The sequence below is a fragment of the Pseudomonas bohemica genome (genome assembly GCF_002934685.1).
Classification (GTDB): domain Bacteria; phylum Pseudomonadota; class Gammaproteobacteria; order Pseudomonadales; family Pseudomonadaceae; genus Aquipseudomonas; species Aquipseudomonas bohemica.
Genome location: NZ_NKHL01000092.1, coordinates 53,350 through 68,729, shown reverse-complemented (window position 1 = coordinate 68,729; position 15,380 = coordinate 53,350). Strand labels below are relative to the sequence as shown.

Here is a 15,380-nt window from a genome sequence, read left to right as displayed (position 1 = left end):
GGCCGACCTGGTAAAAGCACGGCCTGCCTGACGGCAGGCCGTTACCGGCCCGCACACAAAAAATCTGACAGTCCCTCAGGTCCTGTCCTGCTTTGCTCTGCGCCTGATCTTCTGCCACGCAACTCCAGGCGCTGCAGAATGCGACTTGGGTGCAGCCCCCGCCATGGACGGCGGATAGCGGCGGACCCACGGAGCGGAACTGGAGTGAGGGAAGACAGACTTATCCTCTCAGCCTCCCAAGACCTGACACGCAAAACTGTCATACCCTTAAGCGCACCCACCGCCAAAAAAGGCCCCATCATGCGACACCGCCTCTTTCACCGGATGCTCCTGCTCATCGCACTGGCCAGCCCGATCGCCATGGCCTCCCAGGCAGATCTTTTGACAAAAGCCGACTTCCCGCCCCGCCTCGACGGCCAATCGCCGGCACTGGAACGCAAAAACCAGGCGATCCTCACCCACCTGTGGACCGACGTGTACGCCGCAGCCTTCTATACCGAACCCTCGATCACCGCAAAACAGGCCGCTTTCACCCAGGCCCCGCAAAAACTCGAACTCTACTATTTCCAGGAAATCAGTCGCGATGACGCCATCAAGGCCGCTACTGCCACCCTCGAACACCAGCAAACCAAAGAAACCCTGTCGCGGCTGCGCCTCGAACTAGACCGCTTGAACCAAAGCTTCCAGGACATAAAACCCGGCGACCGTTACGTCCTGAGTTGGGACCGCAGCGACGGCCTGAATCTGATCCGCAACACCAAGGTCATTTTCGCCAGTCCCGACCCGGAACTGGCGAAAGTGTACTTCGCGATCTGGCTGGCGCCGGACGGATTGTCCGGCGACCTGCGCGAGGCGCTGCTAAAATGAACTAGCCTGCCAGGTCGAGGAACAAGCGTTGCGCTACCTCCTTTCCGATCGCGCTGCGATAAACACTGATGACTTCCTTATTGTCTTTCGCCGCCTTGACCTGAGCCTTGTAGCCCATGAATCGCTGCTCGGGCAGTTTCAGATGCGCCGCCGTAAAGGTCTCTGCGGCCGCCCCTTCGCTGGCGTAATGAAAATGCGCCCACCATAGGACGCGTTGCTCCTGATCGCGAATTTGATACTCCTGAACGAAGTCATTACGTTTACGTCCAGACATGTTCTTGCGACCTTCGAAACGGGCGATGCTGACCTCATGTTCGCGTGCAAGGTAACTCAGACGTGCCGCGGTAGGAGGCTGGGCCTTGATCATGGCGATGCGCAAGGCACGCCCCTCATCTTTAAGACGCGCCGCCGCGGTGCGCAATTGGCCCACCGTCGTCTGCACGCTACTGGCGGCGTCCTGCTCTGGACTGGAATCGGCCAGGCGCGCGGCAAGCTTGTCAGCCAACCCATTCAGGGTATCGGCCTTTTGCACCAGAATATCTTCCATATCCGCTGGCTCACCGCCGCGTCTTGAATGGCGTCGTGCATTGGCGATATCCGCTTCGACCCGATCAAGCCCTGCTGCGGCCTGACGCTTGAGCTCGGTCAGTGCAACCACCGGCGTACGGCCCGCCGGTTTCACCGGGCGCACGGTTTCGACCTCCACCCACTCGCCGTTTTCATGCAGATGATAGGTGCCGACGACGGTGTCGCTCATGGGCTCGGTCACGTCCACCACGGCCCCCGGCAAATCGGGTTCCCCCTCCCTGAGCCTGCCCACCAACGTGCGGTGGGCTCGGGTCTTGATGACTCGCTTGCGAGACTGCGTGACCCGCGGGACATATTCGGGAGGCTGCTCCGACGGCTCTGCGCTCTCCCGAATCAGGTCCGACATCCGTGCCTCCGTATGATCAAAAATCCAGATGAGGTCTCCGAAGAAACGGTCGAACTGCTCCGGCTGCAATGCCTGCGGTGTGCTTTCTTCAGTGCAGACTGCGACCAACATCGCCCTCTGGTACTCACGCATTGAGCTTTCCAGCACCCCTATCTGTTCTGCCAACGAGTAGTCATTGGGTTTTTCAAGTTCCGCGTGGGAGCTGAACGCTGCATGCAGAGCCTCATCGGTGCGAAAGTCTTTTAGCTCAGCGGCCCCCCTCGTCGTGAGAACAGCCTCCCGGGTGAAGCTCAACTCAAGCAGCGTCCACATCCGGTTGATCCGCCAGTCCAGACGGGTGAACAGATTATGACTGTGCAGCATGAGCAGATCCGCTCGCCAGAGCGCTTTACCGACTTTGGGCACGTTCTTGAGCTGCAGCCAGACCTCTTCCCTGACAGCGGCCCAATGCTCTCCTCGATCCTTCAACCTGAGCAATTGCTCGAACAGCGCCAGGTAGGGGTCCACATTTTCCGGCGTGACCTTATCGGTGGAAAAAGCGTGCAACCGGGGTAACTCGGTGTGCACCACATTCACCACCCGTTCAAGCAATACGCCTTCATAGAAGCCGATGCGCTGACTGACCCCCTGCAAACTGTTGGCAAGGACTTTCTCTGCAACGCGATCAGCAGGACGCAAAGACGCCTGAAGCAGCATTTTCTCCTGAATGATGGTCCATAACTCGTTCAGATCCGTCGCGACGAGTTCGATTTGCTCCTGCGTCAATGGCTCGGTCCCACTGCGGCGGGTCCGCTCCCACTGACCGAAGCGGAGGTAAAGAACACGCTCGCGCTGCTCGAGCACGGATGCCCGCTCAGTCACGCGCTTGAGGGTCTCGGCATTTTCCAGCGCCAGTTGGCGGGCGCTGCGCTTGGGTCCGCCGCCGCGCAGTCCCAGCGAGAGATCGAGTGCCCAGGTCTGGCCCGTATGACGCAAGCGTGGACCGGAGGAGGCAGGATGCTGCGGATCGATGATGCAGGCACCCGACTCGTTGAATCCGACCTCGTAGATCCCACTCTCAAGCCGCACCCACCAGCGCTCACTGTGCTGATACAGGCCCTCTTTTCCTGGCTCCATTGAAGATTCGCCCAGCGGAGGCTCAGGCGTGACTTTCAGGTGTTCGAGGCGCGCCGCCTGCTCTGCCGTCAGGCGATGGCTGCTGCTGGACCAGGAAAAGTCCAGAAGAGTGGGCGCAGGCGCTTGCGCAGAAGCAGGTTTGGACTCAGGCTCCTCAATCTCCAGAGGCGACTCGGTCTGGCTGATCGGCTCGCTCAGCGGCAGCTCAACTTCGCCAAGGCGCTTTGATGAAGGCAGGCTTCGAGCAAAGCCCTGGTGCAGCAGAATCATTGAAATGTTCAGCAGCAGCGCATTCCAGGCCTCGGAACTACGAGCGCCGAAAAACCCGGCTTGAGCTACAAGTACTTGATCGACCGCTTCCATCAACTGCACCAGCCAAAGCGCCGAGCCAACAGGCCCTGTAAAGAATGGCAGTACAGCATCGAACGCCAGCCAGCCGCCACGTTGCAGTAACGCCCAACGACTTTCCGCGTTGGAAACCGACTCGTGGTCTGCCAGATCCACCAGCGCACGAGCGTTGGCATTGAACAGTGCGACCGTCACATCCCCCTGAATCACATCGACGCCCAGTTGCGCAGGCGAGGGAGTTTCCAGAGGCGAAAAATCGAAGCCCAGGCCGAAACGAATGATATGCGGCTGGTTAAATCCGCCATTGCCATAACAACGGCGGGCGTGCGCGCTCATCCAGGTCAGCACTTCGTGCTGCAATTCACCTTCGTTGGCGATGGCATCGCGCAGCTGTGTCCAGGTAGAAAATTGAGTGAGCGGCACATCTGCGAAGGGGCGATAGAGCACGAAGGGGCCTACCCTCGGATCTGAAGCGCCAATGATAAACATGTTACTGACCTCATCGGCGGCCGCTCCTGACCGAGCCACCCAGGCCAGCGGCCGCAACACGCAGGAGCTGAGCGAGCCACTGCCGTCGCCATTCTCCAGCAGCGAGCAGACCAATCGATAGCCAGTCTGGGTCAAACCGCCCTGGCCGCGAATCTTCTGTTCGAGAGCCTTGAGGGGCAATTGCACACGTAACTGATCGGCGAACAGTATTTGCCGTCTGGCAGCTTCTGCCTTGTCATCCAGGAGATAGTGGCGCACCAGCGCGGGATAGGCACGCCCGATGTCCACACGAACGATCAGCTGCTTCACATAATCCGGAGTAAGCCAATCGGGCAAGGGCCCGCCATCGCGTATCGACAGGGTTATCGAGCCGTTCGGCACGCTGGAAAGATTCTCCAGCGCGAACGCTGCGACGCTCTTGTGCAGGTGCTCGATGCTACCGATAGCGATGAGCTGCCCTGTAGACGGGGCAGGTACCGCCACCACTTTCGCAATATTGACCGTCACGTCGTCAAGCGTCAGCCAGGTGGCTTGCGGGTGGTCCTCACACAATTTGTCCTGCATGACCTTTCGTGCGTAGTCCAGAACACCGGGCAGCTGGTCGTTCCAGCAAGCGCCCGCTGAACGACCTGCCGCGACAGCTATTGCAGCCAGTCGGCGGCTGTAGTCCAGTCGGTCTGCCGAAGATGCACTTCTTATCCAGTCCGGCAATTGCTCGAAGCGGTCGGGCTGCGGCCGCCAAGACACAGAAGGCCCGATGTCCAGCTGCGGACCAATATCGGTGATTTTTGCGAGATAACGTTCGATCTCGTCGAAATCATCGAAGCCCAGAGAATTCACTTCCTGGATCAGCGAAAGCTGTCCTTCGAGCATTTCCAGAGCCTTTTTCTCGAAATCCACGCCTGCGCCAGTCGAAGCCGCTTCGACACCCAATAAACCGGACGACGGTGTTGCGCTTAAACTCCGTTGCTCAAGCTCCTGGGCTAATTGTTTCCAGGGACTCACGCCATTTTTTCCGGGTCGGTCCCAGAAGCTCACCATAGCGCGCATGAAGATGTCGGGCAGACCGAGTGAAGCGGTGTCGATGAGAATCGCCAGTTGCCCGAGTTCGAGCGGCGCAACCGTATTTTCCGGAGCGACGGGATTAAGTACCAATGTATGTTCCCCGTCCTTCCAGCGAGGCGTCTTGCCGGCGGCGAAGTCATCACACAGAACGTCCATCAACGTCCTGGCCGATCCGTCGGCCTGGGAATCAGTAATCACAGCGATGGCCGGATCGATATCCAGCGAAGGATATTGAGCCCGAAGGGCGTTGCGCAAAGCATCGTAGGCGACAGGAGTCAGCGAAGGTCGGCGGGAGAAGGTATCGATCAGGTCATAGTTGACAGTCATTGTGAATTCAACTCGCAAGTGCATGACAGTCCGGTCCGACTCACAGCGGTCAGTCCGGAAATTTCGAGCGAGTTAAGGGCAGGCAGACGCCAAGCGTGACATAAACAAATATCGCGCCCTCAGGCTGCCATGAGGCACCGGCGATGGGTGATGCGTTTCTTATGATTGCTATCCGCCATTTTTACACATATCGTTACAAATCTGCGTTGCCGGAGACCAAGTTCGAACAGCGCAGGAGAGGACGCACAAATACAACGGATCCCCCAGCTAGACAGTCTAAGTGAGTAATTCCAAATGGCCTCGAACACAGGCAAAGGCAAAGCGATTTTTCGCGTTGTCAGCGGCAACTTTCTTGAAATGTTTGACTTCATGGTTTACGGCTTTTACGCCACGGCCATCGCCAAGACCTTCTTCCCCGCCGACAGTGAATTCGCATCGCTGATGCTTTCGCTGGCGACCTTCGGCGCCGGCTTCCTGATGCGCCCGCTGGGTGCGATCTTCCTCGGTGCCTACATTGACCATCATGGTCGTAAGAAAGGCCTGGTCATTACCCTCGCCATGATGGCGATGGGTACCGTGCTGATCGCCTGCGTTCCGGGCTATGCAACCCTGGGCGTTGCCGCGCCTCTGCTGGTGCTGATCGGTCGTCTGCTTCAGGGCTTCTCCGCCGGTGTCGAGCTGGGAGGCGTATCGGTGTATCTGGCCGAGATATCCACCCCCGGCCGCAAGGGCTTCTTTGTCAGCTGGCAGTCCGCAAGCCAGCAAGCGGCCGTGGTTTTCGCAGGTCTGCTGGGCGTCGGCCTGAACCACTGGTTGAGTCCGGAAGACATGGGGCAATGGGGCTGGCGCGTGCCGTTCCTCATCGGCTGCCTGATCGTTCCGGTGATCTTCATCATCCGTAGCTCGCTGGAAGAGACGCCGGAATTCGAGGCCCGTGCCAAAAAACACCGGCCAACGCTGGGCGAGGTAGTCAGGTCGATCGGTCAGAACTTCGGTCTTGTCATTGCAGGCATGGCATTGGTGGTCATGACCACCGTTTCCTTCTATCTCATCACCGCCTACACCCCGACCTTCGGCAAGACCGAGCTGCACCTGTCCGATCTCGATGCTTTGCTGGTCACGGTCTGCGTCGGTATTTCCAACTTCATCTGGTTGCCAGTGATGGGAGCAGTGTCCGACAAAATCGGCCGCAAACCCCTGCTGCTGGGTGCGACTATTCTGGCCATCTTCACGGCATACCCTGCCCTGTCCTGGCTGACTGCCAATCCGACGTTCGCCAATCTGCTGATGGTCGAGTTGTGGCTTTCATTCCTGTACGGCTCATACAACGGCGCCATGGTGGTGGCCTTGACCGAGATCATGCCGATCGAAGTGCGCACCACCGGTTTCTCCCTGGCCTACAGCCTGGCGACCGCGACCTTCGGTGGCTTCACCCCGGCGGCCTGTACCTACCTGATCCATGTGCTGGACAACAAGGCAGCCCCTGGCATCTGGCTGAGCGGCGCCGCCGTCCTGGGCCTGATCGCGACGCTGGTGCTGTTCCGCAAGGGTCAGACCCGCATGGAAGCAGCGACAAGCTAAAAACGGCGAGCTGCAGGAAAAAACAAAACGCCCCGAGCTACTCGGGGCGTTTTTGTTTCTGTCTGATCTGCATCGTCGGCCGCTACGGTTCAATTACCGTACAAAATACACACGAACAAAAACGCCACAACCCGCTGGGCCGGTCGTGGCGCTTTTGCTTCAGCTTACAGCTCGTAACTTGCAGCTCGCAGCTCTCGTTATTTCGGGAATGCTGGCGGGTTGATCCCAGCCATGTCTTCCATCACACGTACCACCTGGCAGCTGTAACCAAACTCGTTGTCGTACCAGACGTACAGCACGACGCGGTTGTCGTTGACGATGGTCGCTTCGGCATCGACCACACCGGCGTGACGCGAGCCAACGAAGTCGGTGGATACCACTTCCTGGGAGTTCACGAAGTCAATCTGCTTGTGCAGGTCCGAATACAGCGCGGTGTGGCGCAGGTATTCGTTCACTTCTTCGCGCGTGGTGGCGCAGTCGAGGTTCAGGTTGAGGATCGCCATCGACACGTTCGGCGTCGGCACACGAATCGCGTTGCCGGTCAGCTTGCCGGCCAGCTCAGGCAGCGCCTTGGCAGCCGCAGTCGCTGCGCCGGTTTCGGTGATGACCATGTTCAGCGCGGCGCTGCGGCCACGACGATCGCCTTTGTGGAAGTTGTCGATCAGGTTCTGGTCGTTGGTGTACGAGTGAACCGTTTCGACGTGACCATTGACGATGCCGTACTTGTCGTTGATGGCCTTGAGCACCGGAACGATGGCGTTGGTGGTGCAGGACGCCGCGGAGATGATCTTGTCGTCAGCGGTGATCTGCTGATGGTTGATGCCGTGCACGATGTTCTTCAGCTTGCCTTTGCCCGGTGCGGTCAGCACCACGCGATCGATGCCAGGGCATTGCAGGTGCTGGCCCAGGCCGTCGGCGTCGCGCCATACGCCGGTGTTGTCGACCAGCAACGCGTCCTTGATACCGTACTGAGTGTAATCCACCTCGGTCGGGCTCTTGGCGTAGATCACCTGAATCAGGTTGCCGTTGGCGCTGATGGTGTTATTGGCTTCGTCGATGGTGATGGTACCGTCGAACGGGCCGTGAACCGAATCACGACGCAGCAGGCTAGCGCGCTTGACCAGATCGTTCTCGGCGCCTTTGCGCACGACGATGGCGCGCAGACGCAGACCGTCGCCGCCACCGGTTTTCTCGATCAGGATGCGCGCCAGCAGACGACCGATACGGCCGAAACCGTACAGCACGACGTCGGTACCTTTACGGGCGCCCGAATTCTGCTGACCAACGATTTCGGCCATTTCCTCACGAACGAACTGCTCGGCAGTGCGGCCATTGGCTTCGGTTTTGTATTTGACGGCCAGCTTGCCCAGGTCCACCGAAGCGGCACCCAGTTTGAGCTCGCTCATCGCTTTGATGAGCGGGAAAGTTTCGTGTACGGACAACTCGGTTGCGTCGGCTTGACGATGACGCGCAAAGCGGTGCGCTTTGAGAATCGCGATCACTGAACGGTTGATCAGGGTGCGGCCATAGATCGAACTCACCACGTTGTTATTGCGGTAGAGCTGACCGATAAGCGGGATCATCGCCTCGGCGAGCGCTTCACGATCGATCCATTCACCAAGACACTGGTCGGGCTTCTGAGTCACGGGAACCTTCCACATGTAGGGGCTGAAAAAAGGGACTACATTATGCCCAAGCCTTTGTTTATGAGCAATCCGGACTTTTGAACCTTCCGGGCACTACATAATTCGGCGAGCACAAAACTGACAGCGGATTCCCGATTTAGTTACAATCCCCGGCTTTGCCGCAACGCCTGGAGCTCTATCTTCCGTGCCCGTTCTGCGCCTACCGATTCTTCCTGCTGCCGCAGGCAAACAACATTGGGGCAACCTGCCCGGTGCCGCTCAAAGTCTGGCCGTTGCCGAGGCTGCAAGCGCCGCGAAACGCTTCACCCTGCTTTTGACCGCCGACAGCCAGAGCGCCGAGCGGATGGAGCAGGAACTGAAGTTTTTCGCCCCAAACCTCCCGGTGCTGCATTTCCCCGACTGGGAAACCCTGCCCTACGACCTGTTCTCGCCTCACCAGGACATCATTTCCCAGCGCATCGCCAGCCTTTATAGGCTCCCGGAGCTGGAACATGGCGTGCTGGTGGTGCCGATCACCACGGCCTTGCATCGTCTGGCGCCGACCAAATTCCTGCTTGGCAGCAGCCTGGTGCTCGACGTCGGTCAGAAGCTCGATGTCGAGGCGATGCGAACGCGGCTCGAAGCCAGCGGCTATCGCTACGTCGACACGGTCTACGAGCACGGCGAATTCACGGTTCGCGGCGCGCTGATCGATCTGTTCCCGATGGGCAGCAAACTGCCCTACCGCATCGATCTGTTCGACGATGAAATCGAAACCCTGCGCACCTTCGAGCCGGAAACCCAACGCTCCATCGACAAGGTCGATTCGGTACGCCTGCTGCCGGCCAAGGAGTTCCCGCTGCAGAAAGAAGCGGTCACCCGTTTCAAGGCGCGTTTCCGCGAGCGCTTCGATGTCGACTTCCGCCGCAGCCCGATCTTCCAGGACCTGAACAGCGGCATTACCCCCGCCGGCATCGAGTACTACATCCCGCTGTTCTTCGAAGAAACCTCCACCCTGTTCGACTACCTGCCCCAGGACACCCAAGTGTTCTCGCTGCCGGGGATCGAAGCGGCGGCGCAAACCTTCTGGAAGGACGTACGCAATCGTTATGAAGAACGCCGCGTCGATCCTGATCGACCATTGCTTCCCCCTGCCGAGCTGTTCCTGCCGGTGGAAGACTGCTTCGCCCGCCTGAAGACCTGGCCGCGGGTGGTCACCAGTCAGGACGACGTCGATACCGGCATCGGCCGCGAGCGCTTCCCAGCCCAGCCGCTGCCGGATCTGGCCATCGAAGCCAAGGCCAGTCAGCCGCTGGCGGCGCTCTCGAGCTTCCTCGACGAGTTCCCCGGTCGGGTGCTGTTTACCGCCGAATCCGCCGGCCGCCGCGAAGTGCTGCTGGAGCTGCTCGAACGTCTGAAGCTGCGCCCGAAAACCCTCGACAGCTGGCAGGAATTCGTCGACAGCAAAGAGCGCCTGGCAATCACCATCGCGCCGCTGGACGAAGGCCTGGTGCTGGAGCAACCGGCGCTGGCGCTGGTCGCCGAAAGCCCGCTGTTCGGTCAGCGAGTGATGCAGCGCCGTCGTCGCGAAAAGCGCATGGACGGCCACTCCAGCGATGCGGTGATCAAGAACCTCGCCGAGCTGCGTGAAGGCGCGCCGGTGGTGCATATCGATCATGGCGTGGGTCGCTATCTGGGGCTGGCGACACTGGAAGTGGAAAATCAGGTCGCCGAATTCCTGATGCTGGCCTACGCCGAGGACGCCAAGCTGTATGTCCCGGTCGCCAACCTGCATCTGATCGCGCGCTACACCGGCAGTGACGACGAACTGGCGCCGCTGCATCGCCTGGGTTCCGAAGCCTGGCAGAAAGCCAAGCGCAAGGCCGCCGAACAGGTGCGCGACGTGGCTGCGGAACTGCTCGACATCTATGCCCGCCGCGCGGCCCGCGAAGGTTACGCCTTCGCCGACCCCAAGCTGGATTACGAGACCTTCAGCGCCGGCTTCCCGTTCGAGGAAACTCCGGACCAGCAGACCACCATCGAAGCGGTGCGCGCCGACATGCTCGCGCCCAAGCCAATGGACCGCCTGGTGTGCGGGGATGTGGGGTTCGGCAAGACTGAGGTGGCCATGCGCGCGGCATTCATTGCCGTGCATGGCGGCAGACAAGTGGCGATTCTGGTGCCGACCACCCTGCTCGCCCAGCAGCACTACAACAGCTTCCGCGACCGCTTCGCCGACTGGCCGGTAACGGTCGAAGTGATGAGCCGCTTCAAGTCGACCAAGGAGATCAACGCCGCCGTGGCGGATCTGGCCGAGGGCAAGATTGACATCGTCATCGGCACCCACAAGCTGCTGCAGGACGACGTCAAGATCAAGAACCTGGGGCTGGTGATCATCGACGAAGAGCACCGTTTTGGTGTTCGTCAGAAAGAACAGCTCAAGGCCCTGCGCAGCGAAGTCGACATCCTGACCCTGACCGCGACGCCGATTCCGCGCACCCTGAACATGGCCGTAGCCGGCATGCGCGACCTGTCGATCATCGCCACCCCGCCTGCGCGCCGGCTGTCGGTACGCACCTTCGTCATGGAGCAGAACAAGCCGACCGTGAAAGAGGCGTTGCTGCGTGAGCTGTTGCGCGGTGGTCAGGTGTACTACCTGCACAACGATGTGAAGACCATCGAGAAATGCGCCGCCGACCTGGCCGAACTGGTACCGGAAGCGCGGATCGGCATCGGCCACGGGCAGATGCACGAACGCGATCTCGAACAGGTGATGAGCGACTTCTACCACAAGCGTTTCAACGTGCTGATCGCCTCGACCATCATCGAGACCGGCATCGACGTGCCGAGCGCCAACACCATCATCATCGAGCGCGCCGACAAGTTCGGTCTGGCCCAGCTGCACCAGTTGCGCGGTCGGGTCGGGCGCAGTCACCACCAGGCCTATGCCTACCTGTTGACGCCGCCACGCAAGCAGATCACGCCGGATGCCGAAAAACGGCTGGAAGCCATCGCCAACACCCAGGATTTGGGTGCTGGCTTCGTGCTGGCGACCAACGACCTGGAAATCCGTGGTGCCGGCGAGCTGCTGGGCGAAGGCCAGAGCGGGCAGATACAGGCCGTGGGTTTCACCCTGTATATGGAAATGCTCGAACGCGCGGTGAAGTCGATCCGTAAGGGCGAGCAGCCGAATCTGGATCAGCCGCTGGGCGGCGGACCAGAGGTCAACCTGCGGGTGCCGGGGCTGATCCCGGAAGACTACCTGCCGGACGTGCACGCGCGGCTGATTCTGTATAAACGCATCGCCAACGCCGCCGACGAGGAAGGTCTCAAGGACCTGCAAGTAGAGATGATCGACCGCTTCGGCCTGCTGCCGGAACCCACCAAGAACCTGGTGCGCATGACCTCGCTCAAGCTCAAGGCCGAGCAATTGGGCATCAAGAAGGTGGATGCCGGGCCACAGGGTGGGCGAATCGAATTCGCTGCCGATACGCCGGTAGACCCGTTGACGCTGATCAAGCTGATTCAGGGGCAGCCCAAGCGTTACAAATTCGAAGGCGCCACGCAGTTCAAATTCATGGTGCCGATGGAGCGTCCCGAGGAGCGTTTCACTACGATCGAAGCGCTGTTCGAGCGCCTGACCCCGCTGCCCTCCACAAAATCGGCTTAAGGATTGTCCATGCGTGTGCTTCGCTCGCTCACCCTGCTGCTGGTGCTGATCGCCCCTTTAGCCTTCGCCGATGGCACCTATCAGGTGGAGCTGATTCTGTTCCGTCAGAACGGTGAGCCGGCAGCCACCAATCAGGCGTCGCCGGAAGACTGGGACGCTGGCGCGCAGAAGTTGGGGGCCGACAATCAGACCCCGACGGCGCTGGATAATCTGGTGGGCAAACTCGAAGCAAGCGATGGCTACAAGGTGTTGCTGCATCGTGCCTGGCAACAGGATTTGAGCGCCACGCCGAGCAAGGTGGCCATCAGCAGCGGCCAGGAGCAATTCGGTCACTACCCCATCGAGGGCACGGTGAGCCTGGGCCTGGCGCGCTTCACGGACATCGACGCCAATTTCTGGGTCAATCAGCTCGACGATCATGGTGTGCTGGTTACCAGTGAACGCATGCGTCAGGCGACCCGGGTCAGGAACGGCGAATTGACCTACATGGACAATGGCAGCCTGGCCTTGTTGATCAAGGTTTCTCCTCTTCAAGCACCGCGTTGACGTAGGGCAAGACGTGTCATCCCTATTGGAAAAAGCCCTGGCCCTGCCATGGGAACCGTTGTTCAAGGCGCAGAGTGTGGAGCGCGGGCTCGACTACGCCCGGCAGAAACGCGTCATGCTCCAGCACGTAAGCCCCGATCTGGTTCGTACTGTCTGCCGTGGATCGGGCCTGGAAATCTACACCCAGACCCTGCAATTCAAAGACTCCGACCGCACCCGCCATTTCGTCGTCGGCACCTGTACCTGCCCGGTCAGAAACAATTGCAAGCACTGTGCGGCGGCGCTGTTCTTCCTGCACGACCCGGAGAACATATCCGGCATTCTGGCGTCGGTGGATCAGCAAACCATTACTCGAATGCCCAAGGCCGAAAAACCGGCATTGCCCGAACGGGTCATTGCCGACGTCGAGCCTCAACCTCGCCTGATCCTGGCCAGCTTCGAATTCAGCGCCTATGAGCCGCGCAACGGCAAGATGCAGCGGCATATTCAGCATCGTGCCGCATTGGCGTTTCGCTACGACGAGTTCTATGCCTCGGGCATGCCCAGCCCCGGCCGGTCCAGCGACATCGTGCGTCACCTGAGCGATGAAACCCTGCGCCTGCGCCGTCATCTCGACCGCGAAGGGCAATATCGCAAACAGTTGCAGGAAATCGGTTTTCGCATCGCCACCCGTCAGAGCAAGGCTTTGCCTGACAGCGCCGGGGAAATGTTCGAACTGCCCACCGACAAGGCCTGGCTGAGTTTCATGCTCGACGAACTGCCCAAGCTGCGTGAACAGGGCTGGCAGGTCGAGATGAACGACGATTTCGGCTTCGACGTGACACCGGTGGACGACTGGTATGCGGTAGTCGAGGAAGAACCTGAGCGTGACTGGTTCGATCTGGAACTGGGCATCATCGTCAACGGCGAGCGCCTGAGCCTGTTGCCGATCCTGATCAACCTGCTGCGCACCCACCCGGAATTGATGACCCTGGCCGGCATTGCCAAACGCCGCGATGACGAACAGTTGCTGGTGCAGCTCAATCATTTCACCCAGCGCGGCGGCGGGCCGATTCAGGTAGCGCTTCCGTATGGCCGACTGAAAACCGTGTTGGCGACCCTCGGCGATTTTTACTGGCGCGAAGACGGCAACGATGCCATTCGTCTTAACACCGCCGATGCCGCGCGCCTCAAGCAGCTCGACGACATGCCGCTGGTGTGGCAAGGCGGCGACCGGCTTAGGCAGTTCTCCGAGCGACTGGTGAATATCAAGAACGCCAGGGTCAAGGTGCCCAAGGGCCTGAACGCCAAACTGCGGCCGTATCAACTTGACGGTCTGAGCTGGATGCAGGCCCTGCGTGAACTGGAAGTCGGCGGCGTGCTGGCCGATGACATGGGCCTGGGCAAGACCCTGCAGACCCTTGCCCATCTGTTGATGGAAAAACAGGCCGGACGTCTCGATCATCCGGCGTTGGTGGTGATGCCCACCAGCCTGATCCCTAACTGGATGGACGAGGCCAAACATTTCACGCCGCAGCTCAATGTGCTGGCGCTGTACGGCGCCAATCGGCATCAGGAATACGAAAGCCTGCAGGATTACGACGTGATCCTGACGACCTACGCGCTTCTGCCCCGTGACGTCGAACTGCTGAGCAAACAACTGCTGCATGTACTGGTGCTCGATGAAGCGCAGTACATCAAGAACCCCAATAGCAAGGCGGCTCAGGCGGCGCGCCAGCTCAATGCCCGTCAGCGCCTGTGCCTGAGTGGCACTCCGCTGGAAAACCACCTGGGCGAGCTGTGGTCGCTGTTTCATTTCCTGATGCCAGGCTGGCTGGGCGATGCCAAGCAGTTCAGCAGCAACTACCGCACGCCCATCGAGAAGCTCGGTGACGAGGCGCGTTTGCAGCATCTGAATGCGCGGATCAAGCCGTTTCTGCTGCGCCGCACCAAGGAGCAGGTCGCCACCGAGCTGCCACCCAAGACCGAGATCGTGCATTGGGTCGAACTCAACGATGCCCAGCGGGATGTCTACGAGACCATGCGCCTGGCGATGGACAAGAAAGTCCGCGACGAGATCACCCGCAAAGGCGTGGCGCGCAGCCAGATCATCATTCTCGAAGCCTTGCTCAAGTTGCGTCAGGTCTGTTGCGACTTGCGCCTGGTCAACGGTGCGCCGAGCGGCACCCGTCAGTCGAGTTCGGCCAAGCTGCAAAGCCTGATGGACATGCTCGAAGAACTGCTGGCGGAAAATCGCAAGATTCTGCTGTTCTCGCAGTTCACCTCGATGCTCGAACTGATCGAGATCGAACTGGCCCAGCGCGGCATCGAATACGCCTTGCTGACCGGCCGCACCAAGGACCGCCGCACGCCGGTGCAGGATTTCCAGAGCGGCAAGCGCTCGATCTTCCTGATCAGTCTCAAGGCCGGAGGTACGGGGTTGAACCTGACCGCCGCTGATACGGTGATTCATTACGATCCGTGGTGGAACCCGGCGGCGGAAAACCAGGCCACCGACCGCGCTTATCGCATCGGCCAGGAGAAGCCGGTGTTCGTCTACAAGATGATCGCCCGGGGCACGGTGGAGGAGAAAATCCAGCACCTGCAGCAGGAGAAGTCGGCGTTGGCGTCCGGTGTGCTGGATGGCCGCACGGCTGGGGACTGGAGGCTGCAGGATGACGACATCGAAGCCCTGTTCGCCCCACTGCCGTTGCCGCCGAAAAAGGTGAAGCGCTAGCGACCAGGTAGATCCATTGTAGGAGCGAGCATGCTCGCGAATGCGAAGGTATGGGCTGTGAAGTGGGTCGCAGGTACCAAAGGCTTCGCGAGCAAG

Annotated in this window: 7 protein-coding genes; 5 read left to right on the top strand and 2 right to left on the bottom strand. The window is 60.1% G+C overall.

Annotated features, from left to right (window positions below; all coding sequences use genetic code 11):
• Positions 1 to 324 precede the first annotated feature (324 nt).
• Positions 325 to 867, top strand: a complete 543-nt coding sequence (locus CE491_RS07190; RefSeq protein ID WP_234407535.1) for a chalcone isomerase family protein — start codon at positions 325 to 327, stop codon at positions 865 to 867.
• 1 nt (position 868) lies between these two features.
• Here the strand turns inward: CE491_RS07190 and CE491_RS07185 are convergent, their stop codons facing one another.
• Positions 869 to 5,146 carry a dermonecrotic toxin domain-containing protein gene (locus tag CE491_RS07185; RefSeq protein ID WP_110947657.1) on the bottom strand — a complete coding sequence of 1,426 codons (4,278 nt, stop codon included), beginning with the start codon at positions 5,144 to 5,146 and terminating at the stop codon, positions 869 to 871.
• Positions 5,147 to 5,440: 294 nt separating this feature from the next.
• Here CE491_RS07185 and tcuC point away from each other — a divergent pair, with 294 nt between their 5' ends.
• Positions 5,441 to 6,727 carry an MFS transporter gene (gene tcuC, locus CE491_RS07180; RefSeq protein WP_110947656.1) on the top strand — a complete coding sequence of 429 codons (1,287 nt, stop codon included), beginning with the start codon at positions 5,441 to 5,443 and terminating at the stop codon, positions 6,725 to 6,727.
• 197 nt (positions 6,728 to 6,924) lie between these two features.
• Here tcuC and CE491_RS07175 read toward each other — a convergent pair whose 3' ends face one another.
• A complete protein-coding gene (locus CE491_RS07175; RefSeq protein ID WP_110947655.1) occupies positions 6,925 to 8,388 on the bottom strand; it encodes a glyceraldehyde-3-phosphate dehydrogenase in 1,464 nt (487 codons plus the stop codon).
• A 169-nt stretch (positions 8,389 to 8,557) separates the two neighbouring features.
• Here CE491_RS07175 and mfd point away from each other — a divergent pair, with 169 nt between their 5' ends.
• Genes mfd through CE491_RS07160 form a run of 3 tightly spaced genes read left to right on the top strand, consistent with a single transcriptional unit; the run spans position 8,558 to position 15,284 of the window.
• Positions 8,558 to 12,022: a transcription-repair coupling factor gene (gene mfd, locus CE491_RS07170; protein ID WP_110947654.1), complete on the top strand. Its 3,465-nt coding sequence runs from the start codon at positions 8,558 to 8,560 to the stop codon at positions 12,020 to 12,022.
• A 9-nt stretch (positions 12,023 to 12,031) separates the two neighbouring features.
• Positions 12,032 to 12,568: a CsiV family protein gene (locus CE491_RS07165; protein WP_110947653.1), complete on the top strand. Its 537-nt coding sequence runs from the start codon at positions 12,032 to 12,034 to the stop codon at positions 12,566 to 12,568.
• Between the two features lie 13 nt (positions 12,569 to 12,581).
• On the top strand, positions 12,582 to 15,284 hold the full coding sequence (locus tag CE491_RS07160) for a DEAD/DEAH box helicase (RefSeq protein WP_110947652.1): 2,703 nt from the start codon (positions 12,582 to 12,584) through the stop codon (positions 15,282 to 15,284).
• Positions 15,285 to 15,380 lie beyond the last annotated feature (96 nt).